This window comes from Terrabacter sp. 2YAF2 (assembly GCF_052114705.1).
Classification (GTDB): domain Bacteria; phylum Actinomycetota; class Actinomycetes; order Actinomycetales; family Dermatophilaceae; genus Terrabacter.
Window position 1 is genome coordinate 89,327 of sequence record NZ_JBFRFG010000010.1, and the last position, 24,917, is coordinate 114,243.

The 24,917-nt window shown below is 67.8% G+C and carries 32 protein-coding genes; 31 read left to right on the forward strand and 1 reads right to left on the reverse strand.

What is annotated here, in order from left to right; genetic code table 11:
• Positions 1 to 136: 136 nt before the first annotated feature.
• From AB4030_RS13160 to tuf, 6 genes are all read left to right on the forward strand, one after another.
• Entirely contained in the window at positions 137 to 4,033 is a 3,897-nt protein-coding gene (locus AB4030_RS13160) for a DNA-directed RNA polymerase subunit beta' (RefSeq protein WP_442279671.1), read from the forward strand.
• A 95-nt stretch (positions 4,034 to 4,128) separates the two neighbouring features.
• A complete protein-coding gene (locus AB4030_RS13165) occupies positions 4,129 to 4,764 on the forward strand; it encodes a hypothetical protein (RefSeq protein ID WP_442279672.1) in 636 nt (211 codons plus the stop codon).
• Positions 4,765 to 5,136: 372 nt separating this feature from the next.
• Positions 5,137 to 5,511, forward strand: coding sequence for a 30S ribosomal protein S12 (gene rpsL, locus AB4030_RS13170; protein ID WP_020143255.1), 375 nt, complete (start codon positions 5,137 to 5,139; stop codon positions 5,509 to 5,511).
• Positions 5,511 to 5,981, forward strand: coding sequence for a 30S ribosomal protein S7 (gene rpsG, locus AB4030_RS13175; RefSeq protein WP_030194180.1), 471 nt, complete (start codon positions 5,511 to 5,513; stop codon positions 5,979 to 5,981). Before rpsL ends, rpsG begins: the two co-directional genes overlap by 1 nt.
• Positions 5,982 to 6,113: 132 nt before the next feature.
• Positions 6,114 to 8,231 carry an elongation factor G gene (fusA, locus tag AB4030_RS13180; protein WP_442279673.1) on the forward strand — a complete coding sequence of 706 codons (2,118 nt, stop codon included), beginning with the start codon at positions 6,114 to 6,116 and terminating at the stop codon, positions 8,229 to 8,231.
• Positions 8,232 to 8,334: 103 nt separating this feature from the next.
• Entirely contained in the window at positions 8,335 to 9,531 is a 1,197-nt protein-coding gene (gene tuf / locus AB4030_RS13185) for an elongation factor Tu (protein WP_020143252.1), read from the forward strand.
• A gap of 259 nt (positions 9,532 to 9,790) precedes the next feature.
• Here tuf and AB4030_RS13190 read toward each other — a convergent pair whose 3' ends face one another.
• Positions 9,791 to 10,543, reverse strand: coding sequence for a DUF2785 domain-containing protein (locus tag AB4030_RS13190; protein WP_442279674.1), 753 nt, complete (start codon positions 10,541 to 10,543; stop codon positions 9,791 to 9,793).
• Positions 10,544 to 10,606: 63 nt separating this feature from the next.
• On the opposite strand from AB4030_RS13190, the gene AB4030_RS13195 reads away from it, so the two are divergent.
• From AB4030_RS13195 to secY, 25 genes are all read left to right on the forward strand, one after another.
• Positions 10,607 to 11,386 (forward strand): hypothetical protein, encoded by a 780-nt coding sequence (locus AB4030_RS13195; RefSeq protein WP_442279675.1) that lies wholly within the window; start codon positions 10,607 to 10,609, stop codon positions 11,384 to 11,386.
• A 23-nt stretch (positions 11,387 to 11,409) separates the two neighbouring features.
• Entirely contained in the window at positions 11,410 to 12,714 is a 1,305-nt protein-coding gene (locus tag AB4030_RS13200) for a M18 family aminopeptidase (protein WP_442279676.1), read from the forward strand.
• Between the two features lie 70 nt (positions 12,715 to 12,784).
• Complete coding sequence (locus tag AB4030_RS13205) at positions 12,785 to 13,183, forward strand: thiol-disulfide oxidoreductase DCC family protein (RefSeq protein ID WP_442279677.1); 399 nt, start codon at positions 12,785 to 12,787, stop codon at positions 13,181 to 13,183.
• 332 nt (positions 13,184 to 13,515) lie between these two features.
• Positions 13,516 to 13,824: a 30S ribosomal protein S10 gene (gene rpsJ, locus AB4030_RS13210; protein ID WP_009775966.1), complete on the forward strand. Its 309-nt coding sequence runs from the start codon at positions 13,516 to 13,518 to the stop codon at positions 13,822 to 13,824.
• Between the two features lie 11 nt (positions 13,825 to 13,835).
• Positions 13,836 to 14,489: a 50S ribosomal protein L3 gene (gene rplC / locus AB4030_RS13215; protein ID WP_026864145.1), complete on the forward strand. Its 654-nt coding sequence runs from the start codon at positions 13,836 to 13,838 to the stop codon at positions 14,487 to 14,489.
• On the forward strand, positions 14,486 to 15,121 hold the full coding sequence (gene rplD, locus AB4030_RS13220; RefSeq protein WP_442279678.1) for a 50S ribosomal protein L4: 636 nt from the start codon (positions 14,486 to 14,488) through the stop codon (positions 15,119 to 15,121). The genes rplC and rplD overlap by 4 nt, the downstream gene beginning before the upstream one ends.
• The gene (rplW, locus tag AB4030_RS13225) at positions 15,118 to 15,417 is read left to right on the forward strand and encodes a 50S ribosomal protein L23 (RefSeq protein ID WP_142176968.1); all 300 of its coding nucleotides are present in this window, start codon (positions 15,118 to 15,120) and stop codon (positions 15,415 to 15,417) included. Before rplD ends, rplW begins: the two co-directional genes overlap by 4 nt.
• A 28-nt stretch (positions 15,418 to 15,445) precedes the next feature.
• On the forward strand, positions 15,446 to 16,282 hold the full coding sequence (gene rplB / locus AB4030_RS13230) for a 50S ribosomal protein L2 (protein WP_442279679.1): 837 nt from the start codon (positions 15,446 to 15,448) through the stop codon (positions 16,280 to 16,282).
• 15 nt (positions 16,283 to 16,297) lie between these two features.
• Positions 16,298 to 16,579, forward strand: a complete 282-nt coding sequence (rpsS, locus tag AB4030_RS13235; protein WP_141823434.1) for a 30S ribosomal protein S19 — start codon at positions 16,298 to 16,300, stop codon at positions 16,577 to 16,579.
• Between the two features lie 26 nt (positions 16,580 to 16,605).
• Positions 16,606 to 16,974, forward strand: a complete 369-nt coding sequence (gene rplV / locus AB4030_RS13240) for a 50S ribosomal protein L22 (RefSeq protein ID WP_442279680.1) — start codon at positions 16,606 to 16,608, stop codon at positions 16,972 to 16,974.
• Entirely contained in the window at positions 16,974 to 17,798 is an 825-nt protein-coding gene (rpsC, locus tag AB4030_RS13245; RefSeq protein WP_020143238.1) for a 30S ribosomal protein S3, read from the forward strand. The genes rplV and rpsC overlap by 1 nt, the downstream gene beginning before the upstream one ends.
• 2 nt (positions 17,799 to 17,800) lie before the next feature.
• Complete coding sequence (gene rplP / locus AB4030_RS13250) at positions 17,801 to 18,220, forward strand: 50S ribosomal protein L16 (RefSeq protein ID WP_020143237.1); 420 nt, start codon at positions 17,801 to 17,803, stop codon at positions 18,218 to 18,220.
• Positions 18,220 to 18,579: a 50S ribosomal protein L29 gene (gene rpmC, locus AB4030_RS13255; protein WP_442279681.1), complete on the forward strand. Its 360-nt coding sequence runs from the start codon at positions 18,220 to 18,222 to the stop codon at positions 18,577 to 18,579. The genes rplP and rpmC overlap by 1 nt, the downstream gene beginning before the upstream one ends.
• Positions 18,576 to 18,866 (forward strand): 30S ribosomal protein S17, encoded by a 291-nt coding sequence (gene rpsQ / locus AB4030_RS13260; protein ID WP_147066118.1) that lies wholly within the window; start codon positions 18,576 to 18,578, stop codon positions 18,864 to 18,866. Before rpmC ends, rpsQ begins: the two co-directional genes overlap by 4 nt.
• A gap of 138 nt (positions 18,867 to 19,004) precedes the next feature.
• Positions 19,005 to 19,373, forward strand: a complete 369-nt coding sequence (rplN, locus tag AB4030_RS13265; RefSeq protein WP_020143234.1) for a 50S ribosomal protein L14 — start codon at positions 19,005 to 19,007, stop codon at positions 19,371 to 19,373.
• A 2-nt stretch (positions 19,374 to 19,375) separates the two neighbouring features.
• Positions 19,376 to 19,747, forward strand: a complete 372-nt coding sequence (rplX, locus tag AB4030_RS13270; RefSeq protein ID WP_442279682.1) for a 50S ribosomal protein L24 — start codon at positions 19,376 to 19,378, stop codon at positions 19,745 to 19,747.
• A 2-nt stretch (positions 19,748 to 19,749) separates the two neighbouring features.
• Positions 19,750 to 20,310, forward strand: a complete 561-nt coding sequence (gene rplE, locus AB4030_RS13275; protein ID WP_056752812.1) for a 50S ribosomal protein L5 — start codon at positions 19,750 to 19,752, stop codon at positions 20,308 to 20,310.
• A gap of 1 nt (position 20,311) precedes the next feature.
• Positions 20,312 to 20,497: a type Z 30S ribosomal protein S14 gene (locus tag AB4030_RS13280; protein WP_442279683.1), complete on the forward strand. Its 186-nt coding sequence runs from the start codon at positions 20,312 to 20,314 to the stop codon at positions 20,495 to 20,497.
• A 173-nt stretch (positions 20,498 to 20,670) separates the two neighbouring features.
• A complete protein-coding gene (gene rpsH, locus AB4030_RS13285) occupies positions 20,671 to 21,069 on the forward strand; it encodes a 30S ribosomal protein S8 (protein ID WP_020143230.1) in 399 nt (132 codons plus the stop codon).
• 12 nt (positions 21,070 to 21,081) lie between these two features.
• A complete protein-coding gene (rplF, locus tag AB4030_RS13290) occupies positions 21,082 to 21,618 on the forward strand; it encodes a 50S ribosomal protein L6 (protein WP_442279684.1) in 537 nt (178 codons plus the stop codon).
• 3 nt (positions 21,619 to 21,621) lie between these two features.
• Positions 21,622 to 21,996 carry a 50S ribosomal protein L18 gene (gene rplR, locus AB4030_RS13295; RefSeq protein ID WP_142176974.1) on the forward strand — a complete coding sequence of 125 codons (375 nt, stop codon included), beginning with the start codon at positions 21,622 to 21,624 and terminating at the stop codon, positions 21,994 to 21,996.
• Positions 21,997 to 22,036: 40 nt separating this feature from the next.
• Positions 22,037 to 22,693 carry a 30S ribosomal protein S5 gene (rpsE, locus tag AB4030_RS13300; protein WP_442279685.1) on the forward strand — a complete coding sequence of 219 codons (657 nt, stop codon included), beginning with the start codon at positions 22,037 to 22,039 and terminating at the stop codon, positions 22,691 to 22,693.
• Positions 22,693 to 22,875, forward strand: coding sequence for a 50S ribosomal protein L30 (gene rpmD, locus AB4030_RS13305; RefSeq protein WP_020143226.1), 183 nt, complete (start codon positions 22,693 to 22,695; stop codon positions 22,873 to 22,875). Before rpsE ends, rpmD begins: the two co-directional genes overlap by 1 nt.
• Positions 22,876 to 22,877: 2 nt before the next feature.
• Positions 22,878 to 23,354: a 50S ribosomal protein L15 gene (gene rplO / locus AB4030_RS13310; RefSeq protein ID WP_442279686.1), complete on the forward strand. Its 477-nt coding sequence runs from the start codon at positions 22,878 to 22,880 to the stop codon at positions 23,352 to 23,354.
• A 191-nt stretch (positions 23,355 to 23,545) separates the two neighbouring features.
• The gene (gene secY / locus AB4030_RS13315; protein WP_442279687.1) at positions 23,546 to 24,868 is read left to right on the forward strand and encodes a preprotein translocase subunit SecY; all 1,323 of its coding nucleotides are present in this window, start codon (positions 23,546 to 23,548) and stop codon (positions 24,866 to 24,868) included.
• The last annotated feature ends 49 nt before the right edge of the window (positions 24,869 to 24,917 follow it).

A 24,917-nucleotide genomic window follows, 5' to 3' on the forward strand; every position in this document is an offset into this window, starting at 1 on the left:
GAAGGCCAACGCCCGGGGGGCTTCGCCCCCCGGGTCCCCCCCGGAAAGCCCGCGTTGCCCGGTAACGGGCACACGGCATACGGACCCAGACCACTCAGACCAAAGACTTAACGAGAGTTACGAGAGAAGGAACCACGTGCTCGACGTCAACTTCTTCGACGAGCTGCGCATCGGCCTCGCCACCGCGGAATCCATCCGCCAGTGGAGCCACGGCGAGGTCAAGAAGCCCGAGACCATCAACTACCGCACGCTCAAGCCCGAGAAGGAGGGCCTGTTCTGCGAGCGCATCTTCGGCCCCACCCGGGACTGGGAGTGCAACTGCGGCAAGTACAAGCGTGTCCGCTTCAAGGGCATCATCTGTGAGCGCTGTGGCGTCGAGGTCACGCGCGCCAAGGTGCGCCGTGAGCGGATGGGCCACATCGAGCTCGCCGCCCCCGTCACCCACATCTGGTACTTCAAGGGTGTGCCGAGCCGCCTCGGCTACCTGCTCGACCTTGCCCCGAAGGACCTCGAGAAGGTCATCTACTTCGCGGCCTACATGATCACGTCCGTCGACGAGGACCAGCGTCACGCTGACCTGCCGTCGCTCGAGGCGCAGATCCAGGTCGAGAAGAAGGAGATCGAGAACCGCCGCGACGCCGACGTCGAGTCCCGCGCGCAGCTGCTCGAGCGCAACGTCGCCGAGCTCGAGGCCGAGGGTGCCAAGGCCGACGCGAAGCGCAAGGTCCGCGACCAGGCCGAGCGCGAGATGAACAACATCCGCAAGCGTGCCGACCAGCAGGTCGAGCGCCTCGAGCAGGTCTGGGACCGGTTCAAGAACCTCAAGGTCCAGGACCTCGAGGGCGACGAGATCCTCTACCGCGAGATGCGTGACCGCTTCGGTCTGTACTTCGAGGGCGGCATGGGCGCCGCGGCGATCCAGAAGCGCCTCGAGTCCTTCGACCTCGACGCCGAGGCGGACCTCCTCCAGGAGATCATCGCCACCGGCAAGGGCCAGAAGAAGACCCGCGCCATCAAGCGCCTCAAGGTCGTCAACGCCTTCCAGATGACGACGAACCACCCGTCGGGCATGGTCCTCGACGCGATCCCGGTCATCCCGCCGGACCTGCGCCCCATGGTGCAGCTCGACGGTGGCCGCTTCGCGACGTCGGACCTCAACGACCTCTACCGTCGCGTCATCAACCGCAACAACCGCCTGAAGCGCCTCCTCGACCTCGGTGCCCCCGAGATCATCGTCAACAACGAGAAGCGCATGCTCCAGGAGGCCGTCGACAGCCTCTTCGACAACGGCCGTCGCGGTCGCCCGGTCACGGGCCCCGGCAACCGTCCGCTCAAGTCGCTGTCCGACATGCTCAAGGGCAAGCAGGGTCGTTTCCGCCAGAACCTGCTCGGCAAGCGCGTCGACTACTCCGGCCGTTCGGTCATCGTCGTCGGCCCGCAGCTGAAGCTGCACCAGTGCGGTCTGCCCAAGCAGATGGCGCTCGAGCTGTTCAAGCCGTTCGTGATGAAGCGCCTGGTCGACCTCGACCACGCGCAGAACATCAAGTCGGCCAAGCGCATGGTCGAGCGTGCCCGCCCGGTCGTGTGGGACGTCCTCGAAGAGGTCATCACGGAGCACCCGGTGCTGCTCAACCGTGCGCCCACGCTGCACCGTCTCGGCATCCAGGCGTTCGAGCCGCAGCTCGTCGAGGGCAAGGCCATCCAGATCCACCCGCTCGTCTGCTCGGCCTTCAACGCCGACTTCGACGGTGACCAGATGGCCGTCCACGTGCCGCTGTCGGCGGAGGCGCAGGCCGAGGCCCGCATCCTCATGCTGTCGAGCAACAACATCCTCAAGCCGGCGGACGGTCGCCCCGTGACCATGCCGACCCAGGACATGATCACCGGCATCTACCACCTGACCGACGCCGTCGACGGTGGCGGCCCGGGTGCAGGTCGCGCGTTCTCGTCCCCGTCCGAGGCCCGCATGGCCTTCGACCGTGGCGAGATCCTGCTCGGCTCGGCGATCAAGCTGCGCCTGACGGACGCGGTGCCCCCGGCCGGCTTCGAGCTGCCCGAGGGTGTCGAGGCCGCCGAGGACGGCATCGTCAAGAGCATCACGCTCGAGACGACGCTCGGCCGCGCGATCTTCAACGACACGCTGCCGCTCGACTACCCGTTCGAGAACCGCCCGGTCGACCGCAAGCGCCTCTCGGCGATCGTCAACGACCTCGCGGAGCGCTACTCCAAGGTCCAGGTCGCTGCCTCCCTCGACGCCCTGAAGGAGGCCGGTTTCCACTGGTCCACCCGCTCGGGCTGCACCGTCGCGATCTCCGACGTCACGACGCCGGACAACAAGACGAACATCCTCGAGGGCTACGAGACCAAGGCCGCCAAGGTCCAGACGCAGTACGAGCGCGGTCTCATCACCGACGACGAGCGTCGTCAGGAGCTCGTCGAGATCTGGACCCAGGCGTCCAACCAGGTCGCCAAGGAGATGGAGACCAACTTCCCGCGCACGAACCCCATCTACCGGATGGTGTCCTCGGGTGCTGGTGGTAACTGGTTCCAGATCCGTCAGATCGCCGGCATGCGAGGCCTGATGGCCAACCCGAAGGGCGAGATCATCCCGCGCCCGATCAAGGCGAACTTCCGTGAGGGCCTCACGGTGCTCGAGTTCTTCATCTCGACGCACGGTGCCCGTAAGGGTCTGGCCGACACGGCGCTTCGTACCGCCGACTCGGGCTACCTGACGCGTCGTCTCGTCGACGTGTCGCAGGACGTCATCATCCGTGAGGACGACTGCGGCACCGAGCGTGGCCTCAAGCTGCCGATCGCCCAGGTCAACGAGACCACGGGCACGCGTGCGCCGAGCGAGGTCGTCGAGGCCTCGGTCTACGCCCGCACGCTGGCCGAGGACGTCGTCGTCGACGGCGAGACCCTCGCCGTCGCCGGCATCGACCTCGGTGACGTCGTCATCGACGCGCTCTACGCGGCCGGTGTCGACGAGGTGCGGATCCGTTCGGTCCTCACCTGCGACAGCAAGGTCGGCACCTGTGCCGCCTGCTACGGCCGTTCGCTCGCCACGGGCAAGCTCGTCGACATCGGCGAGGCCGTCGGCATCATCGCGGCCCAGTCGATCGGTGAGCCCGGCACGCAGCTGACGATGCGTACCTTCCACACGGGTGGTGCGGCTGCGGCCGACGACATCACCCAGGGTCTGCCGCGTGTCGTCGAGCTGTTCGAGGCGCGCACCCCCAAGGGTGTCGCCCCGATCGCCGAGGCCACCGGTCGCGTCGAGATCGAGGACACCGACAAGGCGCGTCGCATCCTGCTCACGCCGGACGACGGCTCCGAGCAGCACGCCTACCCGGTGAGCAAGCGCTCGCGCCTCGTCGTCGCCGACGGTGACCACGTCGAGGTCGGCACCAAGCTGGTCCAGGGCGCGATCGACCCCAAGCAGGTCCTTCGCATCCTCGGCCCGCGCGCGGCCCAGAAGCACCTCGTCGACGAGGTGCAGCGGGTCTACCGCCAGCAGGGTGTGTCGATCCACGACAAGCACATCGAGGTCATCGTGCGCCAGATGCTGCGTCGCGTGACGATCATCGAGGCCGGCGACGCCGACCTGCTGCCCGGCGAGCTCGCCGAGCGTGGTCGCTTCGAGGACGAGAACCGTCGCGTCATGGCCGAGGGTGGCCGTCCGGCTGCCGGTCGTCCCGAGCTCATGGGCATCACCAAGGCCTCGCTCGCGACCGAGTCGTGGCTGTCGGCCGCGTCCTTCCAGGAGACGACCCGCGTGCTCACGCAGGCCGCCATGGAGGCCAAGTCCGACCCGCTGCTCGGCCTCAAGGAGAACGTCATCCTCGGAAAGCTCATCCCTGCCGGCACGGGCCTGCCCCGCTACCGGAACGTCAAGGTCGAGCCCACCGAGGAGGCCAAGGCCGCGATGTACTCGCTGCCGAGCTACGACGCCTACGACTACGCAGGCTTCGGCTCGGGCACCGGCGAGGCCATCCGTCTGGACGACGAGGCCCTCGGTCTCGACCAGTTCTGACCGGTTCTGCCGTATGCCGCTGGGCCGGCTTCCCTTCGGGGGAGCCGGCCCAGCGGCGTTCCGGGACGTCTGCGCGCCTCGATAGGGTGGGGGACATGACCGAGCCCACGGCCGACGTGCCCACCGCGCCCGAGCGCGACGACCTGACCGCCGCGCCGAGGGAGTCGAGCGAGCCGACCCACCAGAGCGGCCAGAGCGGCACGTCCGGCCAGAGCGGCACGTCCGGCCAGGGCGAGCAGGTCGACGGCGGGCCCGCGCCGGCGATCATCGTGCTCACCGAGGAGGCGCTCAAGCCGGTCGACGTCGACAAGATCATCGCCCTGCACCAGGACGAGGCCCCGACGTACCGGGTGCTCGTCCCCGCCGACACCGACCGCAACATGCTCTCCGAGTTCCTCGACCACCTCAGCCTCTTCGAGATGCGCGAGGCGCTCGACGCGCTGAAGCCGGTCGACCGCACGGAGGCGCACGCCGACGCGCACACCGCCCTCGCGACGACCCTGGCCGAGCTCGAGGCGCACGCGGTGGTGGCAACGGGGGAGATCACCGGCGACGACCCCCTGCCGACCCTCCGCGAGGAGGTCACGCGCCTCGGCGCCTCCGAGGTCGTCGTCGTCACCGAGCCCCACGCGGTCGAGGACACCTTCCACACGGACTGGGCCTCCAAGGCGCGCGAGACGCTCGGCGTGCCGGTGCTGCACATGTATGCCGGGGACTGGCGGCTCGGCTGAGGGGGCCGGCCGCGGGTCACGGCCCCCGGCATACCTCATCAGCCCCGTCAGGGCCGGTCTCACCGATTTGGTCGGCGTGCCGCGCCCCGGTACGCTTGAACACTGTGTCTGAGACACGCATTCAGGCATGCGCGATGACGGCCTCGGTGCCCTGTCCGCCCGCTCCTCGCGGACGAGACATCACTGCGGTCCAGAGCACACCTTTCGCCGGGCAACCTTGTCGACCGACCGCCTTCCGGCAGCCGGCACAGCAGGGGAGTGCAGGGGAAAGAACCGGTTCCGACACGCCCGACCTCGGGGGTCGAGGAGCCGAACAGCCAAGGAGCGTCCTGCCGGACGCCTGACCACGAGCAACGTTATGGAGTAACCAGGTTGCCTACCATCAACCAGCTGGTCCGCAAGGGCCGCCAGGACAAGGCCAGCAAGGCCAAGACCCCGGCGCTCAAGGGTTCGCCCCAGCGCCGCGGTGTGTGCACCCGCGTGTACACCACCACCCCCAAGAAGCCGAACTCTGCCCTTCGGAAGGTCGCCCGCGTGCGCCTCTCCAGCGGCATCGAGGTCACGGCCTACATCCCCGGCGTCGGCCACAACCTGCAGGAGCACTCGATCGTGCTCGTGCGCGGTGGTCGTGTGAAGGACCTCCCGGGTGTGCGTTACAAGATCGTCCGCGGCACGCTCGACACCCAGGGTGTCAAGAACCGCAAGCAGGCTCGTAGCCGTTACGGCGCGAAGAAGGAGAAGAGCTGATGCCTCGTAAGGGACCCGCTCCGAAGCGCCCGCTCGTCGTCGACCCGGTCTACTCCAGCCCGCTCGTCACGCAGCTCGTCAACAAGATCCTCCTCGACGGCAAGAAGTCGATCGCCGAGACGATCGTCTACGGCGCCCTCGAGGGCTGCCGCCAGAAGACCGGCACCGACCCCGTCGCCACGCTCAAGCGTGCGCTCGACAACGTCAAGCCGGCCATGGAGGTCAAGAGCCGTCGCGTCGGTGGCGCGACCTACCAGGTGCCGATCGAGGTCAAGCCCAACCGCTCGACCACGCTCGCCCTGCGCTGGCTCGTCGGCTACTCGCGGCAGCGTCGCGAGAAGACGATGACCGAGCGCCTCATGAACGAGATCCTCGACGCGAGCAACGGCCTCGGTGCCGCTGTCAAGCGCCGCGAGGACACCCACAAGATGGCCGAGTCCAACAAGGCCTTCGCGCACTACCGCTGGTGACCCAGCGGTCCGGTCGGTATGCCGGGGAGCTCGCTCCACGGCATACCGACCGGGCACGCGCCCGCCCGTCACGAGACGCGGCCCCCGGCGCCCCTAGATTCACTACACGACGAATGAGACGAGAAACCTGACGTGGCACTCGACGTCCTGACGGACCTCAAGAAGGTCCGCAACATCGGCATCATGGCGCACATCGACGCTGGCAAGACCACGGTGACGGAGCGCATCCTCTTCTACACCGGTGTCAACCACAAGATCGGTGAGACCCACGACGGTGCGTCGACGACCGACTGGATGGAGCAGGAGAAGGAGCGCGGCATCACGATCACGTCTGCCGCCGTGACCTCCTTCTGGGAAGGCACCCAGGTCAACATCATCGACACCCCCGGGCACGTCGACTTCACGGTCGAGGTGGAGCGCTCGCTGCGCGTCCTCGACGGTGCCGTTGCCGTGTTCGATGGCAAGGAGGGCGTCGAGCCCCAGTCCGAGACGGTGTGGCGTCAGGCCGACAAGTACGACGTGCCGCGCATCTGCTTCGTCAACAAGATGGACAAGCTCGGCGCGGACTTCTACTTCACCGTGCAGACGATCAAGGACCGCCTCGGCGCGGAGCCGCTCGTCATGCAGCTCCCGATCGGTGCCGAGAACGACTTCCTCGGTGTCATCGACCTCGTCTACATGCGTGCCCTCGTGTGGCCCGGCGACGCCAAGGGCGACGTGACCATGGGTGCCAAGTACGAGATCGCCGAGATCCCGGCGGACCTGCAGGCCAAGGCCGAGGAGTACCGCATGGCACTCGTCGAGCGCGTCGCCGAGTCCGACGACGAGCTCATGGAGAAGTACCTCGGTGGCGAGGAGCTGACCCCGGAGGAGATCAAGGGCGGCATCCGCAAGCTCACGGTCAACTCCGAGCTCTACCCGGTGTTCTGTGGCTCCGCCTTCAAGAACCGCGGCGTGCAGCCCATGCTCGACGCCGTCGTCGACTACCTCCCGTCGCCGCTCGACGTGCCCCCGATGATCGGCCACAAGCCCGGCGACGAGACCGTCGAGTTGACGCGTGCACCCAGCAAGGACGAGCCGTTCTCGGCTCTCGCCTTCAAGGTCGCCACGCACCCGTTCTTCGGCACGCTGACCTTCATCCGCGTCTACTCGGGCCACATCAGCTCGGGCACGAGCGTCATCAACTCGACCAAGGGCCGCAAGGAGCGCATCGGGAAGCTCTTCCAGATGCACGCCAACAAGGAGAACCCCGTCGAGGAGGCCATGGCCGGCCACATCTACGCGGCCATCGGCCTCAAGGACACGACGACCGGCGACACCCTGTCGGACATCAACGAGCAGATCGTGCTCGAGTCGATGACCTTCCCCGACCCGGTGATCCAGGTCGCCATCGAGCCCAAGACCAAGGGTGACCAGGAGAAGCTCGGCACGGCCATCCAGAAGCTCTCGGCCGAGGACCCGACCTTCCAGGTCCACCACGACGAGGACACCGGCCAGACGATCATCGCCGGCATGGGCGAGCTGCACCTCGACATCCTCGTCGACCGCATGAAGCGCGAGTTCAAGGTCGAGGCCAACGTCGGCAAGCCGCAGGTGGCCTACCGCGAGACGATCCGTCGTCCCGTCCTCAAGTACGACTACACGCACAAGAAGCAGACCGGTGGCTCTGGCCAGTTCGCCAAGGTCCAGGTCAGCTTCGAGCCGCTGGGCGAGACCGAGGACGGCTCGATGTACGAGTTCGTCAACGGCGTCACCGGTGGCCGTGTCCCGCGTGAGTACATCCCGTCGGTGGACGCTGGTATCCAGGACGCCATGCAGTACGGCGTGCTCGCCGGCTACCCGCTCGTGGGTATCCGTGCGACGCTCAACGACGGCGCCTACCACGACGTCGACTCCTCGGAGATGGCGTTCAAGATCGCCGGCTCGATGGTGCTCAAGGAGGCCATCAAGAAGGCGGACCCGGTCCTGCTCGAGCCGATGATGGCCGTCGAGGTCCGTACGCCCGAGGACTACATGGGCGAGGTCATCGGTGACATCAACTCCCGCCGTGGCCAGATCCAGGGCATGGAGGACATCAGCGGTGCCAAGGTCGTCAAGGGCCTCGTCCCGCTGTCCGAGATGTTCGGCTACGTCGGCGACCTGCGCTCCAAGACGCAGGGTCGCGCGAGCTTCTCCATGGAGTTCGACTCCTACGCAGAGGTCCCCAAGGCCGTTGCCGAGGAGATCATCAAGAAGACCCGCGGGGAGTGACTGCGGGACATCCCGTAGTCTCTTCCATCGGAAACCACCCCATCGCGCCACGTCCTGCCCTGGTCGTACGGCGTAACACGAGAAAGTCCTGAGGAGGACCACAGTGGCGAAGGCAAAGTTCGAGCGGACCAAGCCGCACGTCAACATCGGCACCATCGGTCACATCGACCACGGCAAGACGACGCTGACGGCTGCGATTTCCAAGGTTCTGCACGACAAGTACCCCGACCTGAACCCCCAGTTCGCGTTCGAGGACATCGACAAGGCTCCCGAGGAGCGCCAGCGCGGTATCACCATCTCGATCGCGCACATCGAGTACCAGACGGAGGGTCGTCACTACGCCCACGTCGACTGCCCGGGCCACGCTGACTACGTGAAGAACATGATCACGGGTGCGGCTCAGATGGACGGCGCGATCCTCGTGGTCGCCGCCACCGACGGCCCCATGCCGCAGACGAAGGAGCACGTCCTCCTGGCCCGCCAGGTCGGCGTCCCCTACATCGTCGTGGCGCTCAACAAGGCCGACATGGTCGACGACGAGGAGATCCTCGAGCTCGTCGAGATGGAGGTCCGTGAGCTCCTGTCGCAGTACGAGTTCCCGGGTGACGACCTTCCCGTCGTGCAGGTCTCGGCGCTCAAGGCGCTCGAGGGCGACGAGAAGTGGGGCCAGTCGGTCCTCGACCTCATGGACGCCGTCGACAACTCCATCCCGGAGCCCGAGCGCGACGTCGACAAGCCGTTCCTCATGCCCGTCGAGGACGTCTTCACGATCACGGGTCGTGGCACCGTCGTCACCGGTCGTATCGAGCGCGGCATCCTCAAGGTCAACGAGGAGATCGAGATCGTCGGCATCCACACCGGCCCGCCGGCCAAGACGACCGTCACGGGCGTCGAGATGTTCCGCAAGCTCCTCGACGAGGGTCGCGCTGGTGAGAACGTCGGTCTGCTGCTTCGTGGCACCAAGCGCGAGGACGTCGAGCGCGGGCAGGTCATCTGCAAGCCGGGCTCGATCACCCCGCACACGGACTTCGAGGCTCAGGTCTACATCCTCTCGAAGGACGAGGGCGGCCGTCACACGCCGTTCTACGACAACTACCGTCCGCAGTTCTACTTCCGTACGACGGACGTGACGGGTGTCGTGCACCTGCCCGAGGGCACCGAGATGGTCATGCCCGGCGACAACACCGACATGACGGTCGAGCTCATCCAGCCGATCGCCATGGAGGACGGCCTCAAGTTCGCCATCCGTGAGGGTGGCCGCACGGTCGGCGCCGGTCGCGTCACGAAGATCATCAAGTGATCTGACGCTGCACCTGCAGCACCAGCTTCATCGGTAGGGCCCGTTCCGCTTCGGCGGGGCGGGCCCTTCCGCGTGCACCCCGCGGCCGCGGTCCCGCTCCGCGTCGTCGCGGAACGCCCGAGGCGGCTCGCGGCGAGAGCGTCGGCGGCCGCTTCCAGCGTCCCTGCTTGTGTATGCCGTCGGCCGCCTCCGATGCCGCTCCCCACCTCGGGCGCCCCGGCCCCTGTCGTATGCCGCGCGCTCCCTTCCTGTCGAGTGCTCACCTTCCTGCGCGGGTGCGCCAGGACCACGGGGTGACCTCGTGGAGGACGGCCGCGACCTGCGTGCGCACGAGCTCGCAGTGCTGGACGGTGACGGGCTCGCCGCGTTGGAGCGGCTGCTCGCCGAGGGCGACGTGCAACGAGCGCAGCGTCCGCATCGTGTTGCTCGCCTCGGGTGGGACGGGCCCGGGGGAGCCCGACGCGAAGAGGCTGCGGACGCGCTCGAGCCAGTCGACGGCGGTCGGCTCGTCGACGTCCGGGCGGGCGAGGACCAGGGCCAGGGCGTGGGCGACCCGGTCGTCCTCCTGGTCCCGCCACACGAACGTGGTCGGCACGACGATCCGCCGAGCGAGGGCATCCAGCAGTGCTGCCGGGTCCCCGACGCCGGCGGCCCCGCACGCGCCGAAGAAGTCGGCGCCGTGCGCGACGGTGTGGACCCACCCCAGCTCAGGATCGTGCCCGCGCAGGTCCTGCTCGTTGCAGAACCAGCGGGTCACGGCCGGGATCCACGCCTCGTCGAGATCGCCGACCGCCACGAGCGAAGCGAGGACCAGGGGCGCGAAGGAGCGGGCTTCCGCCCGTTCGTGGCGCAGCCGCTGGACCATCGCGTCCCCGAGCCAGGACCGGTCGTCCAGGGGGAGGTCACCGTCGCGCACGAGGCGCGTCAGGGTGGCATACGCCCCGTCATCCCGGACCGCGGGATCGGGGGAGGCGAGGTCGTCGACGAGAGTGCGGAGGCTGGTGTCGGGCATGGGGGGGATCCTGCCACCGGTGCGGACGTTGCCCTGGCAGGGCCGATGCCGTATGACTTGCGCATGACGTCGACAGGGGAGCCGGCCGGATCTTCGCGAGGGCGGGCGCTGCGCCTGGCCGTCGGCGTCTGCTCGGTCCTGCTGCTCCTGTCGACCGCGGCGTGCTCGAAGGCCGGAGGGTCGGCCCTGGCCGGGACGGCGCCGAGCCCGCCGGCGCCCTCCCGCGTGATCTCGTCGGGTCCCGTGTCGGTCCAGCCGACGGCCTCACCGTCGGCGGATGGGATGTCGACCGCCCCCACCACCCCCGCGACCGCGGGGGTCCCGCTCCTCGTCGGGCGCAGGGTCACTGCGGTGCAGGCCGGACTGTCGTTCGAGGTGCCTGCCGGATGGCAGGCCTTCGACCCCTCCCGGGCGCTGCGCGCGGGAGGCGCGGCCCTGCCCGACCAGGCCAAGGACCTGGCGGCGCGGTCCGGCCTGTCCGTCGACGAGTACCTCCAGCGGGTCGGCAGCGCGATGGAGGTCATGGTCATGGGGCCGCGGGGGACGGCGGACAACATCTCCGTCATCCCGACGCCCGTGTCGCAGCTGCTGAGCCCAGACGAGCTGCGCGCGCAGCTCGAGTCCGTCGGCGCGAACGTCGTGCGGGTGGACCGGGTGACGACGCCGCTCGGTCCCGCGATCGTCGCAGAGTCGCGCCTGCCGATGGGCTCGTTCGTCACCCACACCCGCTCTCTCGCCGTGGAGCACGCCGGCCACGTCAGCTTCATCACGGTGACGGCGACGACGGAGGCCTCCGCCGACTCGCTCCTGCGCGAGATGCTGGCCAGTCTGAGACCGGTCTGACCGGACGGATAGGGTCGGGGGCCATGGCGCACTCGTTCGACACCGACACCGAAGCCCAGGGCCTGATCGACTACGTCGACGCCTCTCCCACCCCGTTCCACGCGTGCGAGCAGGCTGCAGCCCGCCTCGCCGCGGAGGGCTTCACCGAGGTCGTCGAGACCGAGCCGTGGCCGACAGAGCCGGGGCGGCGCTACCTCGTGCGCGGCGGCTCGCTCATCGCCTGGGACACGACCGGCGCGCACGGCGCCGGGGCCGGACCGGCCGCGGGGTTCCGCGTCGTGGGGGCGCACACCGACAGCCCGAACCTGCGGGTCAAGCCGAATCCCGACCACTCGCGGGCCGGCTGGCAGCTGCTCGGGATCGAGCCCTACGGCGGCCTCATCCTCAGCTCCTGGCTCGACCGTGACCTCGGCCTCGCCGGTCGGGTGGCCGTTCGGGGGAGGGACGGCGTCGAGTCGCGCACCTTCCACGGCCACGACGCGCTGCTGCGGGTCGCCCAGCTCGCGATCCACCTCGACCGCACCCAGAACGAGGCGCTCACGCTCAACAAGCAGGCCCACATGGAGCCGCTGTGGGGCGTCGGCGACGAGCCCGGCGACTTCGTCGGCTACCTCGCCGAGCAGGTCGGCGTCGCCCGCGAGGATGTCCTGTCCTGGGACGCCATGACGCACCCGATCCAGCCGTCGACGAGGCTGGGGCGGGCACGCGAGCTCATCGCCGCGCCGCGCCTCGACAACCTCGCCACGTCGTATGCGGGTGTCCGGGCCCTCCTGGACGCCGTGGCCACCGAGCCCGCACACGTCCCCGTCCTCGTCCTCTTCGACCACGAGGAGATCGGCAGCACGTCCGAGCGCGGTGCCACCTCGACGCTGCTGCCGTCGGTCCTCGAGCGCATCGTCGCCGCGGGCGGGGGCAGCCGCGACGACTACTGGCGCGCCCTCGCGGGGACCGTCATCGCCTCCGGTGACATGGGCCACGCGACGCACCCCAACTACGCCGATCGCCACGAGCCGCTGCACCAGATCTTCGTCAACGGCGGCCCGGTGCTCAAGGTCAACACCAACCTGCGCTATGCCACGGACTCCGTCGGCGCCGCGGCGTTCCGGCTGGCCTGCGAGCAGGCCGGTGTCCCGATGCAGACCTTCGTGACCCGCAGCGACCTGCCGTGCGGCTCGACCGTCGGCCCGGTCACGTCCTCCCTCACGGGCGCCACCACCGTCGACTTCGGGGCGGCCATGCTGTCGATGCACAGCACGCGCGAGCTCATGGGCGCCGAGGACCCCGCGATGTATGCCGGCGCGCTGAGCGCGTTCCTCGCCCCGGCCTGAGGGGCCCGCCCCACGGCATACGCCAGCAGGTCGACGCAGCCGGGCGCACGACGGGTGCGAGGATGGGGTCGTGGAGACCACGCTCTTCGTCCCGACCCGGCCCACTCTCGTCTACGACGCCGACTGCGGCTTCTGCACGCGCAGCGTCCAGCTGATCGGGCGCTGGGTCGACCGGCGCGGCCGCTACGACGTGCGGCCGTGGCAGGAGCTCGACCTCGCGGCCGTGGGGCTGACGGAGCAGGACTGCGACGAGGCGGCCCAGTTCATCACCGCGGACGGCTCGATCCGGGCTGGCCACCGGGCCATCGCCAGTGCCGTGACGCACGGGGCCCCGGCCTGGCGGCCGCTCGGCCGCCTCCTCGAGGCGCCCGGGATCTCGTGGCTGGCGGGGCGCGCGTACCGCTGGATCGCCGCCCACCGCCACCAGCTGCCGGGCGGCACCGCGGCCTGCGCCCGCCCACTCGCCTGACGCGACGCGCCACCTCGCCGACCCTGCGCGTCCACCTCGCCTCGATTTGATAGTGCGGTGCGCGCTCTGGCACACTGTTCAGGTTGCTTGACGCGCGTCGCTGACCCATGTCGGTGGCGCCGCCCCTTGAGAGCCTCCTGACGGGGACTCGCCCGGACTCCTCTCGGAGGCCCGAGGGAAGCGCAAGTTACCCGGTTCGGCCGGGCAATCCACACGAGAAGTGGCACTCAGGTGCGCACCTTTCACCGCGAAGCGGGCGCGACACGCCCGACCTCGGGGGTCGGATGGCCAAGGGAACCGGTAGTCAGAAGCGAGAGAGAGACGTTCATCAGATGGCGGGACAGAAGATCCGCATCCGGCTGAAGTCGTACGACCACGAGGTCATCGACAACTCGGCGCGGAAGATCGTTGACACAGTGACGCGCGCCGGCGCGACCGTGGTGGGCCCCGTCCCGCTGCCGACGGAGAAGAACGTCTTCGTCGTCATCCGGTCGCCGCACAAGTACAAGGACAGCCGCGAGCACTTCGAGATGCGCACGCACAAGCGCCTCATCGACATCATCGACCCGACGCCCAAGGCCGTCGACTCGCTGATGCGTCTCGACCTGCCGGCGGACGTCAACATCGAGATCAAGCTCTGAGGCGGCCCGCGATGACTGTTGCTCAGAAGAACGTGAAGGGCGTGCTCGGCGAGAAGCTCGGCATGACCCAGGTGTGGGACGCAGACAACAAGCTCGTCCCCGTGACCGTGGTCAAGGCCGGCCCCTGCGTCGTGACGCAGGTGCGCGCCGACGCGACCGACGGCTACTCCGCGGTCCAGATCGCCTTCGGTGCGATCGACCCCCGCAAGGTGAACAAGCCCATGAGCGGCCACTTCGAGAAGGCCGGCGTCACGCCGCGCCGTCACCTCGTCGAGCTCCGCACGGCCGACGCCGCCGACTACGAGCTCGGCCAGGAGATCACGGCCGAGTCCTTCGAGGCCGGCCAGCGCGTCGACGCGACGGGCACGACCAAGGGCAAGGGCTTCGCCGGTGTCATGAAGCGTCACGGCTTCCACGGTGTCAGCTCCTCGCACGGCGCCCACCGCAACCACCGCAAGCCGGGCTCCATCGGCGGCTGCTCGACCCCGGGCCGTGTCTTCAAGGGCATGCGCATGGCTGGTCGCATGGGTGGCGTTCGCCAGACGACCCAGAACCTCCAGATCCACGCCGTTGACGCCGAGAAGGGCCTGCTGCTCATCAAGGGTGCCGTTCCCGGCCCCCGCGGTGGCATCGTCCTGATCCGCACGGCTGCGAAGGGTGCATGAACGACATGGCAACCAAGACGCAGAACCTCCCCGCCGAGATCTTCGACGTCCAGACCAACGTCCCGCTGATCCACCAGGTCGTGGTGGCCCAGCTCGCGGCTGCTCGTCAGGGCACGCACTCGACCAAGACCCGCGGCGAGGTCCGCGGCGGTGGGCGCAAGCCGTACCGCCAGAAGGGCACCGGCCGCGCCCGTCAGGGCTCGACCCGCGCACCGCAGTTCGCCGGCGGTGGCGTCGTCCACGGCCCGCAGCCGCGTGACTACTCGCAGCGCACCCCCAAGAAGATGAAGGCGGCCGCCCTGCGCGGTGCCCTCTCCGACCGGGCCCGCTTCGACCGCATCCACGTCGTCGACTCCATCGTCTCGGGCGACCTGCCCTCGGCGAAGGACGCCGCCGCGCTGCTCGCCGGTCTGACCGAGCGTCCCAACCTGCTCGTCGTGCTCGAGCGCGGCGACGAGGTGGCGTTCAAGTCGGTCCGCAACCTGCAGAACGTCCACGTGCTGGTCGCCGACCAGCTCAACACGTACGACGTCCTGTGCGCCGACGACATCGTCTTCACCCAGGCCGCCCTCGACGCGTTCGTCGCCGGTCCCGTGAAGGCCGACAAGGCCGACAAGGAGGCCACCAAGTGAGCATCCACACCAAGGACCCCCGCGACATCCTCATCGCGCCGGTCGTCTCCGAGAAGTCCTACGGTCTGCTCGACGAGGGTAAGTACACCTTCATCGTCGACCCCCGTGCGAACAAGACGGAGATCAAGATCGCCATCGAGGCGATCTTCAACGTCAAGGTCGACAAGGTCCACACCCTGAACCGCCAGGGCAAGACCCGTCGCACGCGATTCGGCCTCGGCAAGCGCAAGGACACCAAGCGTGCGATCGTCTCCCTCCGCGAGGGCTCGATCGACATCTTCGGTGCGGGCGCCTGAGATCGACGAAGGATAAGGACACACGAACATGGGTATCCGTAAGTACAAGCCGACCACGCCGGGCCGTCGTGGCTCGTCGGTCGCCGACTTCGTCGAGATCACGCGTTCCACCCCCGAGAAGTCGCTGGTGCGCCCCCTGTCGAAGACGGGTGGCCGCAACAACGCCGGTCGCATCACGACGCGCCACATCGGTGGCGGTCACAAGCGCGCCTACCGCGTCATCGACTTCCGTCGCCATGACAAGGACGGCGTGCCGGCCAAGGTCGCTCACATCGAGTACGACCCGAACCGCACCGCGCGCATCGCGCTCGTCCAGTACGCCGACGGCGAGAAGCGCTACATCCTGGCCCCGAACAAGATGAAGCAGGGCGACCCGATCGAGAACGGCCCCGCGGCCGACATCAAGCCGGGCAACTCGCTTCCGCTGCGCAACATCCCCGTGGGTACGGTCGTTCACGCGATCGAGCTCAAGCCCGGTGGTGGCGCCAAGATCGCCCGCTCCGCGGGTGCTCGCGTGCAGCTCGTCGCCAAGGACGGCCCCTACGCCCAGCTGCGTATGCCGTCCGGTGAGATCCGCAACGTCGACGCGCGCTGCCGCGCGACCGTCGGCGAGGTGGGCAACGCCGAGCAGAGCAACATCAACTGGGGCAAGGCCGGCCGCATGCGGTGGAAGGGCAAGCGCCCGACCGTCCGTGGTGTCGCCATGAACCCGGTGGACCACCCGCACGGTGGTGGTGAGGGCAAGACGTCCGGTGGACGTCACCCCGTCAGCCCGTGGGGTCAGGCCGAGGGCCGGACCCGCAAGGGACACAAGGAAAGCGACAAGCTCATTGTGCGTCGCCGCCGTACTGGCAAGAAGCGCTGATAAGGAGCCTTTGGAATGCCTCGTAGCCTGAAGAAGGGCCCCTTCATCGACGACCACCTTCAGAAGAAGGTGGACGCCCAGAACGAAGCGGGCACCAAGACCGTCATCAAGACCTGGTCGCGCCGTTCGGTCATCAGCCCGGACATGCTCGGCCACACCTTCGCCGTCCACGATGGCCGCAAGCACGTCCCGGTGTTCGTCACCGAGTCGATGGTCGGCCACAAGCTCGGCGAGTTCGCGCCGACCCGCACGTTCAAGGGTCACGTGAAGGACGACAAGAAGGGTCGTCGTCGCTGATGGCCATCGAATCCAAGGAAGAAGTCATGGAAGCCAAGGCTTCGGCGCGGCACGTCCGTGTCAGCCCGCAGAAGGCTCGCCGTGTCGTGGACCTGATCCGCGGCAAGGTCGCCACCGACGCCGTCACGACGCTGCAGTTCGCGCCGCAGGCTGCCTCGGAGCCGGTGCAGAAGGTGCTCGAGAGCGCCATCGCCAACGCCCGCGTCAAGGCCGACCGTGAGTCGGTCGCCTTCGACGAGCGCAACCTGGTCATCACGGCCGCGTTCGTGGACGAGGGCCCGACGATGAAGCGGTTCCGTCCGCGCGCCCAGGGCCGCGCCGGCCGCATCAACAAGCGCACGAGCCACATCACGGTGGTCGTCGCCCAGCCCGAGAACACGAAGGGAGCCCGCTGATGGGTCAGAAGGTCAACCCCCATGGCTTCCGTCTGGGCATCACGACGGACCACAAGAGCCGCTGGTTCGCCGACTCGACCAAGTCGGGTCAGCGTTACCGCGACTACGTCAAGGAAGATGTCTCGATCCGTCGCCTGATGGAGAAGGGCATGGAGCGCGCCGGCATCGCCTCGGTCGAGATCGAGCGCACCCGTGACCGCGTCCGCGTCGACATCCACACGGCCCGCCCCGGCATCGTCATCGGTCGCCGCGGCGCCGAGGCCGACCGCATCCGTGGCGAGCTCGAGAAGCTCACGGGCAAGCAGGTCCAGCTGAACATCCTCGAGGTCAAGAACCCCGAGATCGTCTCCCAGCTGGTCGCCCAGGGCATCGCCGAGCAGCTCTCGGCCCGCGTGGCGTTCCGCCGCGCCATGCGCAAGGGCATGCAGTCCGCCCAGCGCGCCGGCGCCAAGGGCATCCGCGTGCAGGTCTCCGGCCGTCTCAACGGCGCCGAGATGAGCCGCACGGAGTTCTACCGCGAGGGTCGCGTCCCGCTGCACACCCTGCGTGCGCAGATCGACTACGGCTTCTACGAGGCCCGCACCACGTTCGGTCGCATCGGCGTCAAGGTGTGGATCTACAAGGGCGACATGACGGCCAAGGAGCTCGCGGCCCAGCAGGCCGCCGCCCCGCGCCCGTCGCGTGGTCCGCGCCGTGACGGCGGTGACCGTCCGAACCGCGCCCGTCGTGGTGACCGCAACGAGACCGCCGCTGCTCCGGCAGTGAACGAGACCGCTGCTGCCGAGGCCCCCGCCGCGGCCAGCACCGAGAATGAGCAGGCCTGACCATGTTGATTCCCCGTCGAGTCAAGCACCGCAAGCAGCACCACCCGAACCGCCACGGTGCGGCCAAGGGTGGCACGACGATCGCCTTCGGTGACTACGGCATCCAGGCTCTCGAGCCGGCCTACGTGACCAACCGTCAGATCGAGTCCGCTCGTATCGCGATGACCCGCTACATGAAGCGTGGCGGAAAGGTGTGGATCAACATCTACCCCGACCGTCCGCTCACCAAGAAGCCCGCCGAGACCCGCATGGGTTCCGGTAAGGGTTCGCCGGAGTGGTGGATCGCCAACGTCAAGCCGGGTCGCGTCATGTTCGAGATCTCGGGCGTGGCCGAGCCGGTGGCACGTGAGGCCATGCGTCTCGCGATGCACAAGCTCCCCATGAAGTGCCGCTTCGTCCAGCGTGAGGGTGGTGACATCTGATGGCAGTCGGAACCAAGGACCTGGCTCCCGAGCAGCTGCGTGGTCTCGATGACACCAAGCTGGCGGACGAGCTGAAGAAGGCCAAGGAAGAACTGTTCAACCTGCGTTTCCAGTCGGCCACCGGCCAGCTGGACAACCACGGCCGTCTGCGCGCCGTCAAGAAGGACATCGCGCGGATCTACACCGAGATGCGTGAGCGCGAGCTCGGCATCGGCTCGGCCCCCGCCGCCCCGCAGGTGGAGGAGAAGGCCGAGAAGAAGTCGGCCAAGGCCGACAAGAAGGCCGACAAGGCCGAGAAGGCTGACAAGGCCGAGAAGAAGGCCAAGAAGGCTGACAAGGCGCAGGAGGCTGACGCATGAGCGAGCAGGAGAAGGTCGTGAGCGACCAGGCGAGTGAGCGCAACTACCGCAAGACCCGCCAGGGTTACGTGGTGAGCGACAAGATGGACAAGACCGTCGTCGTCGAGGTCGAGGACCGCGTCAAGCACGCGCTCTACAGCAAGGTCATCCGTCGCACCAGCAAGGTCAAGGTGCACGACGAGCAGAACGCCGCCGGCGTCGGTGACCGCGTGCTCATCATGGAGACGCGTCCGCTCTCCGCGACGAAGCACTGGCGCATCGTCGAGATCCTCGAGAAGGCCAAGTAAGCACCGCCGGGGGGCTGTCGCCCCCCGGCTGCCCTCCGGAGGCCCGCCAGCCGCGGGCCCCGGAGGACACAGACCACAGTCCAGTTCGGCAAGGCTTCGCCACGTGCGAAGAACCAGCACGACGACAGGAGTTAGACAGTGATTCAGCAGGAGTCGCGGCTTCGCGTCGCCGACAACACCGGTGCCAAGGAAATCCTTTGCATCCGTGTTCTCGGTGGCTCGGGCCGTCGGTACGCCGGCATCGGCGACACCATCGTCGCCACCGTCAAGGACGCGATCCCTGGCGGCAACGTGAAGAAGGGTGACGTCGTCAAGGCCGTCATCGTCCGCACCGTCAAGGAGCGTCGCCGCGCCGACGGTTCCTACATCAAGTTCGACGAGAACGCTGCGGTGATCCTCAAGGCCGACGGTGACCCTCGTGGTACCCGCATCTTCGGCCCGGTGGGTCGTGAGCTGCGCGAGAAGAAGTTCATGAAGATCATTTCTCTCGCGCCGGAGGTGCTGTGAACATGGCCAAGGCGAAGATGAAGATCAAGAAGGGTGACCTCGTCCAGGTCATCTCCGGCCGCAGCCAGAAGAACGGCGGCGACCGGGGCAAGCAGGGCAAGGTCATCGCGGTCTACCCGGAGACCTCGCGCGTGCTCGTCGAGGGCATCAACCGCGTCACCAAGCACGTCAAGGCCGGCGCGACCGCCCGTGGCACCCGCACCGGTGGCCTGACGCACACCGAGGCCGCGATCCACGTGAGCAACGTCGCGATCGTCGACCCCGAGTCGAAGAAGCCGACCCGTGTGAAGACGCGTGTCGAGACCGTCGAGCGCAACGGCCGTCAGAAGGCGTCCCGCGTCCGTGTCGCGGTCACGTCGGACAAGGACCTCTGAGAATGACTGACACCAGCACCAAGCCGCGCCTTCAGCAGCGCTACCAGGACGAGATCAAGAGCTCGATGCTCGAGCAGTTCGGCTACGCGAACGTCATGCAGGTTCCCGGCGTCGTCAAGGTCGTCGTCAACATGGGTGTGGGCGACGCAGCCAAGGACAGCAAGCTCATCGAGGGTGCCGTCCGCGACCTCACCGCCATCACCGGCCAGAAGCCGGTCGTGACCAAGGCTCGCAAGTCGATCGCCCAGTTCAAGCTGCGTGAGGGTATGCCGATCGGCGCCCACACGACGCTGCGCGGCGACCGGATGTGGGAGTTCCTCGACCGTCTCGTGACGATCGCCCTCCCGCGTATCCGTGACTTCCGTGGCCTGTCGCCGAAGCAGTTCGACGGCAACGGCAACTACACGTTCGGTCTGACCGAGCAGTCGATGTTCCACGAGATCGACCAGGACCGGATCGACCGCGTGCGGGGCATGGACATCACCGTGGTCACCACGGCGACCAACGATGACGAGGGTCGCGCGCTGCTCAAGCAGCTCGGCTTCCCCTTCAAGGAGAACTGACATGGCCAAGATCGCGCTCGTTAACAAGGCGAACCGGAAGCCGAAGTTCAAGGTCCGCGCGTACACCCGCTGCCAGAAGTGCGGTCGCCCGCACTCGGTGTACCGCAAGTTCGGCCTCTGCCGCATCTGCCTTCGCGAGATGGCGCACGCGGGCGAGCTGCCGGGCGTGACCAAGAGCTCCTGGTAACCACACGCTCGGGGGGCTCCGCCCCCCGAGTGCCCCCGAAACGCCCGCGTGGCGGGGGACGCACACTCAGACCAACCAAAAACCTCTGACACCGTAGGTCGGCCCCACGGCATACGCCGAACGGCATCACTGCCAAAGGTCGAAACCCCGGTGAGGAAGGGCGGAGAGCCCACATGACCATGACTGACCCGATTGCGGACATGCTGACCCGCGTCCGGAACGCCAACTCGGCGCACCACGACGTCGTCTCCATGCCGTACTCGAAGCTGAAGAAGAACATCGCCGAGATCCTCCAGAGCGAGGGCTACATCGCCTCGTGGAAGATCGAGGAGGCGGAGGTCGGCCAGACGCTGACCATCGACCTCAAGTACGGCCCGAACCGCGAGCGCTCCATCGCCGGCGTGCGTCGCGTGAGCAAGCCCGGCCTGCGCGTCTACGCCAAGTCGACGAACCTGCCCAAGGTTCTCGGTGGCCTCGGCGTCGCGATCCTGTCGACGTCGAACGGTCTGCTGACCGACCGCCAGGCACACGAGAAGGGCGTGGGTGGGGAAGTCCTCGCCTACGTCTGGTAAGGAGACACTGACATGTCGCGAATCGGACGACTTCCGGTCTCCATCCCCTCGGGTGTGGACGTCAAGGTCCAGGGCCAGGACGTCTTCGTCAAGGGCCCCAAGGGTGAGCTCTCCCTGACCGTCGTCCAGCCGATCACGGTCGAGCTGGGCGAGGGCAACCTCGAGGTCAAGCGCCCCGACGACGAGCGCGACTCGCGCTCGCGCCACGGCCTGACCCGCTCGCTCATCAACAACATGGTCCTCGGTGTCACCGAGGGCTACGAGAAGAAGATGGAGATCCACGGCACGGGTTACCGTGTCGCCGCGAAGGGCTCGGACCTCGAGTTCTCGCTCGGATACTCGCACCCGATCCTCATCCAGGCTCCCGCCGGCATCAACTTCGCCGTCGAGAACCCGACCCGCTTCTCGGTGCAGGGCATCGACAAGCAGCTCGTCGGCGAGGTCGCGGCGAACATCCGCAAGCTGCGCAAGCCCGACCCGTACAAGGGCAAGGGTGTTCGCTACGCGGGCGAGCAGATCCGTCGCAAGGTTGGAAAGGCCGGTAAGTAAGCCATGGCAATGATCATCAAGCGCGGCAAGTCCAAGGCTGCCGCCCGCATCCGTCGCCAGGTGCGCGGTCGCAAGAAGATCGCCGGCACCGCGGTCCGTCCCCGCCTCGTCGTGTCGCGCTCCACCCGTCACCTCTTCGTCCAGGTCGTCGACGACACCGTCGGCAAGACCGTGGCCTCGGCCTCGACGATGGAGGCCGACCTGCGCTCCTTCGACGGTGACAAGACGGCTAAGGCCAAGAAGGTCGGCGAGCTCGTGGCCGCCCGTGCCAAGGACGCCGGTATCGAGGCCGTCGTGTTCGACCGTGGTGGCAACAAGTACCACGGCCGGGTCGCGGCGATCGCCGAGGGCGCCCGCGAAGGCGGTCTGTCCCTGTGAGCAACTTCGTGAACGCAATTGTTGAGATGAGGAACATCTGATGCCCGGACAGCAGCGTCGAGGCACCGGCCCCGCCGGTGGCGGCGAGCGCACCGAGCGCGGAGACCGCCGTGACAACCGCGGCGGCCGCGACAACCGCGACAGCCGTGACGACAAGAACCAGTACGTCGAGCGCGTCGTGACCATCAACCGTGTCGCCAAGGTCGTCAAGGGTGGTCGTCGCTTCAGCTTCACCGCCCTCGTCGTCGTCGGTGACGGTGACGGCACGGTGGGTGTCGGCTACGGCAAGGCCAAGGAAGTTCCCGCGGCCATCGCCAAGGGTGTCGAGGAGGCCAAGAAGAACTTCTTCAAGGTTCCCCGCATCCAGGGCACCATCCCGCACCCCGTCCAGGGTGAGGCGGCTGCCGGTGTCGTCATGCTCCGTCCCGCAGCCCCCGGTACCGGTGTCATCGCCGGTGGCGCGGTGCGTGCGGTGCTCGAGTGCGCCGGCATCCACGACGTCCTCAGCAAGTCGCTGGGCTCCGACAACGCCATCAACGTCGTGCACGCCACGGCCCAGGCCCTGCGCGAGCTCGAGCGCCCCGAGTCGGTCGCTGCCCGTCGTGGCAAGACCCTCGAGGAGGTCGCTCCGGCGGCCATGCTCAGGGCCCGTGCCGCCGGCCTGGCCGAGGCGCAGGCCGCGAAGGCTGGTGCGTGATGGCTCGTCTCAAGGTGACCCAGACCCGTTCCGAGATCGGTGGCAAGCAGAACCAGCGTGACACGCTGCGCAGCCTCGGTCTGAAGCGCATTGGCGACGTCGTCGTCAAGGAGGACCGTCCCGAGATCCGCGGGATGGTCAAGACGGTCACGCACCTCGTGTCCGTCGAGGAGGTTGACTGACCATGACCGACAACGCCAAGAAGTCGGGCGAGTCCGCCCTCAAGGTCCACCACCTGCGTCCGGCCCCCGGAGCCAAGACCGCCAAGACCCGCGTCGGTCGTGGTGAGGGCTCCAAGGGCAAGACCGCTGGTCGTGGTACCAAGGGCACCAGCGCTCGCTACCAGGTCCCGGAGCGTTTCGAGGGCGGCTCGATGCCGATGCACATGCGCCTTCCGAAGCTCCGTGGCTTCAAGAACCCGTTCCGCACGGAGTACCAGGTCGTCAACCTGGACCGCCTGCAGCTGCTCTTCCCGGAGGGTGGTCAGGTGTCCGTCGCCGACCTCGTCGCGAAGGGTGCCGTCCGCGACGGCTTCCCGGTGAAGGTGCTCGGCACGGGCGAGATCTCCGTCAAGGTCGAGGTCGAGGCGCACAAGTTCTCGGCCTCCGCCAAGGAGAAGATCGAGGCCGCCGGCGGCTCGGTCACGGCCCTCGCGGGCTGATCGACCGGTCCCGAGCCTCGCTCGCGTGACCACCACACCACTCGTGTGAGCAGCGCCCCGGACGCCGATCCGCGGTCCGACGTGACGTCGGACACCGCGGACGGTGACCGGGGCGCTGTGCTTTTGCGTTAACCTTCCACGGATCGCATGAATGACGCCGCGCCACCCGCGCGGCCCCCCAGGAGGACCCAGTGCTCGCCGCTTTCGTACGCGCGTTCCGAACCCCGGACCTGCGCAAGAAGCTGCTCTTCACGCTCGGCATCATCGTGCTGTTCCGGCTCGGATCGCACGTGCCGACGCCCGGCATCAGCTACAGCCTGGTGCAGAACTGTCTCGAGGCCAGCAAGGGCAAGTCCGGCGACCAGAGCGGGTTCCTCAACCTCGCCAACCTCTTCAGCGGCGGTGCGCTGCTCCAGCTGTCGGTGTTCGCGCTCGGGATCATGCCGTACATCACGGCGAGCATCATCATCCAGCTGCTCACGGTGGTCATCCCGCGTTTCGAGGCGCTCAAGGAGGAGGGCCAGTCGGGGCAGAGCAAGCTGACGCAGTACACCCGCTACCTGACGATCGGTCTCGCGATCCTCCAGTCGGCGACGCTCGTCACCTTCGCGCGCAACCCGTCCAGTCTCTTCGGCGGCTCGTGCGACACGATCATGACGGACCAGTCCATGGTCACGATCCTCATCATGGTCCTGACCATGACGGCCGGCACCGGCCTCATCATGTGGTTCGGCGAGCTCATCACCGACAAGGGCGTCGGCAACGGCATGTCCCTGATGATCTTCACCTCGATCGCGGCCGGCTTCCCGGCCTCGCTCTGGAGCATCAAGGAGAACAAGGGCTGGGGCACCTTCCTCGGCATCCTGATCCTCGGCGTCTTCGTCATCGCGGCGGTCGTCTTCGTCGAGCAGTCCCAGCGCCGCATCCCGGTGCAGTACGCCAAGCGGATGGTCGGCCGACGGATGTACGGCGGCACGTCGACCTACATCCCGCTCAAGGTCAACATGGCCGGCGTCATCCCCGTCATCTTCGCGAGCTCGCTGCTCGCCCTCCCGGGCCTCGTGGCGCAGTTCAACACGCACGCCAACGGCGACAACCCCGCCTGGGTCTCGTGGGTGCAGGAGAACCTCGTCAAGGGTGACCACCCGTTCTACATGGCGACGTATGTCGCCCTCATCCTCTTCTTCACGTTCTTCTACGTCTCGATCACGTTCAACCCGACCGAGGTCGCGGACAACATGAAGAAGTACGGCGGATTCATCCCGGGTATCCGGGCCGGGCGACCCACGGCCGAGTACCTCAACTACGTCCTGACCCGAATCACCGTGCCGGGTGCCATCTACCTCGCCATCGTCTCGCTCATCCCGCTCGTGGCTCTCGTCCTCGTCGGTGCCAACCAGAACTTCCCGTTCGGTGGCACCTCGATCCTCATCGTCGTCGGTGTGGGTCTGGAGACCGTGAAGCAGATCGAGGCGCAGCTGCAGCAGCGTCACTACGAAGGGTTCCTCCGTTAATGTCACCCCAGAAAGTCACTCGCTGCGCTCCCGACTTCCCGGGGGCCCC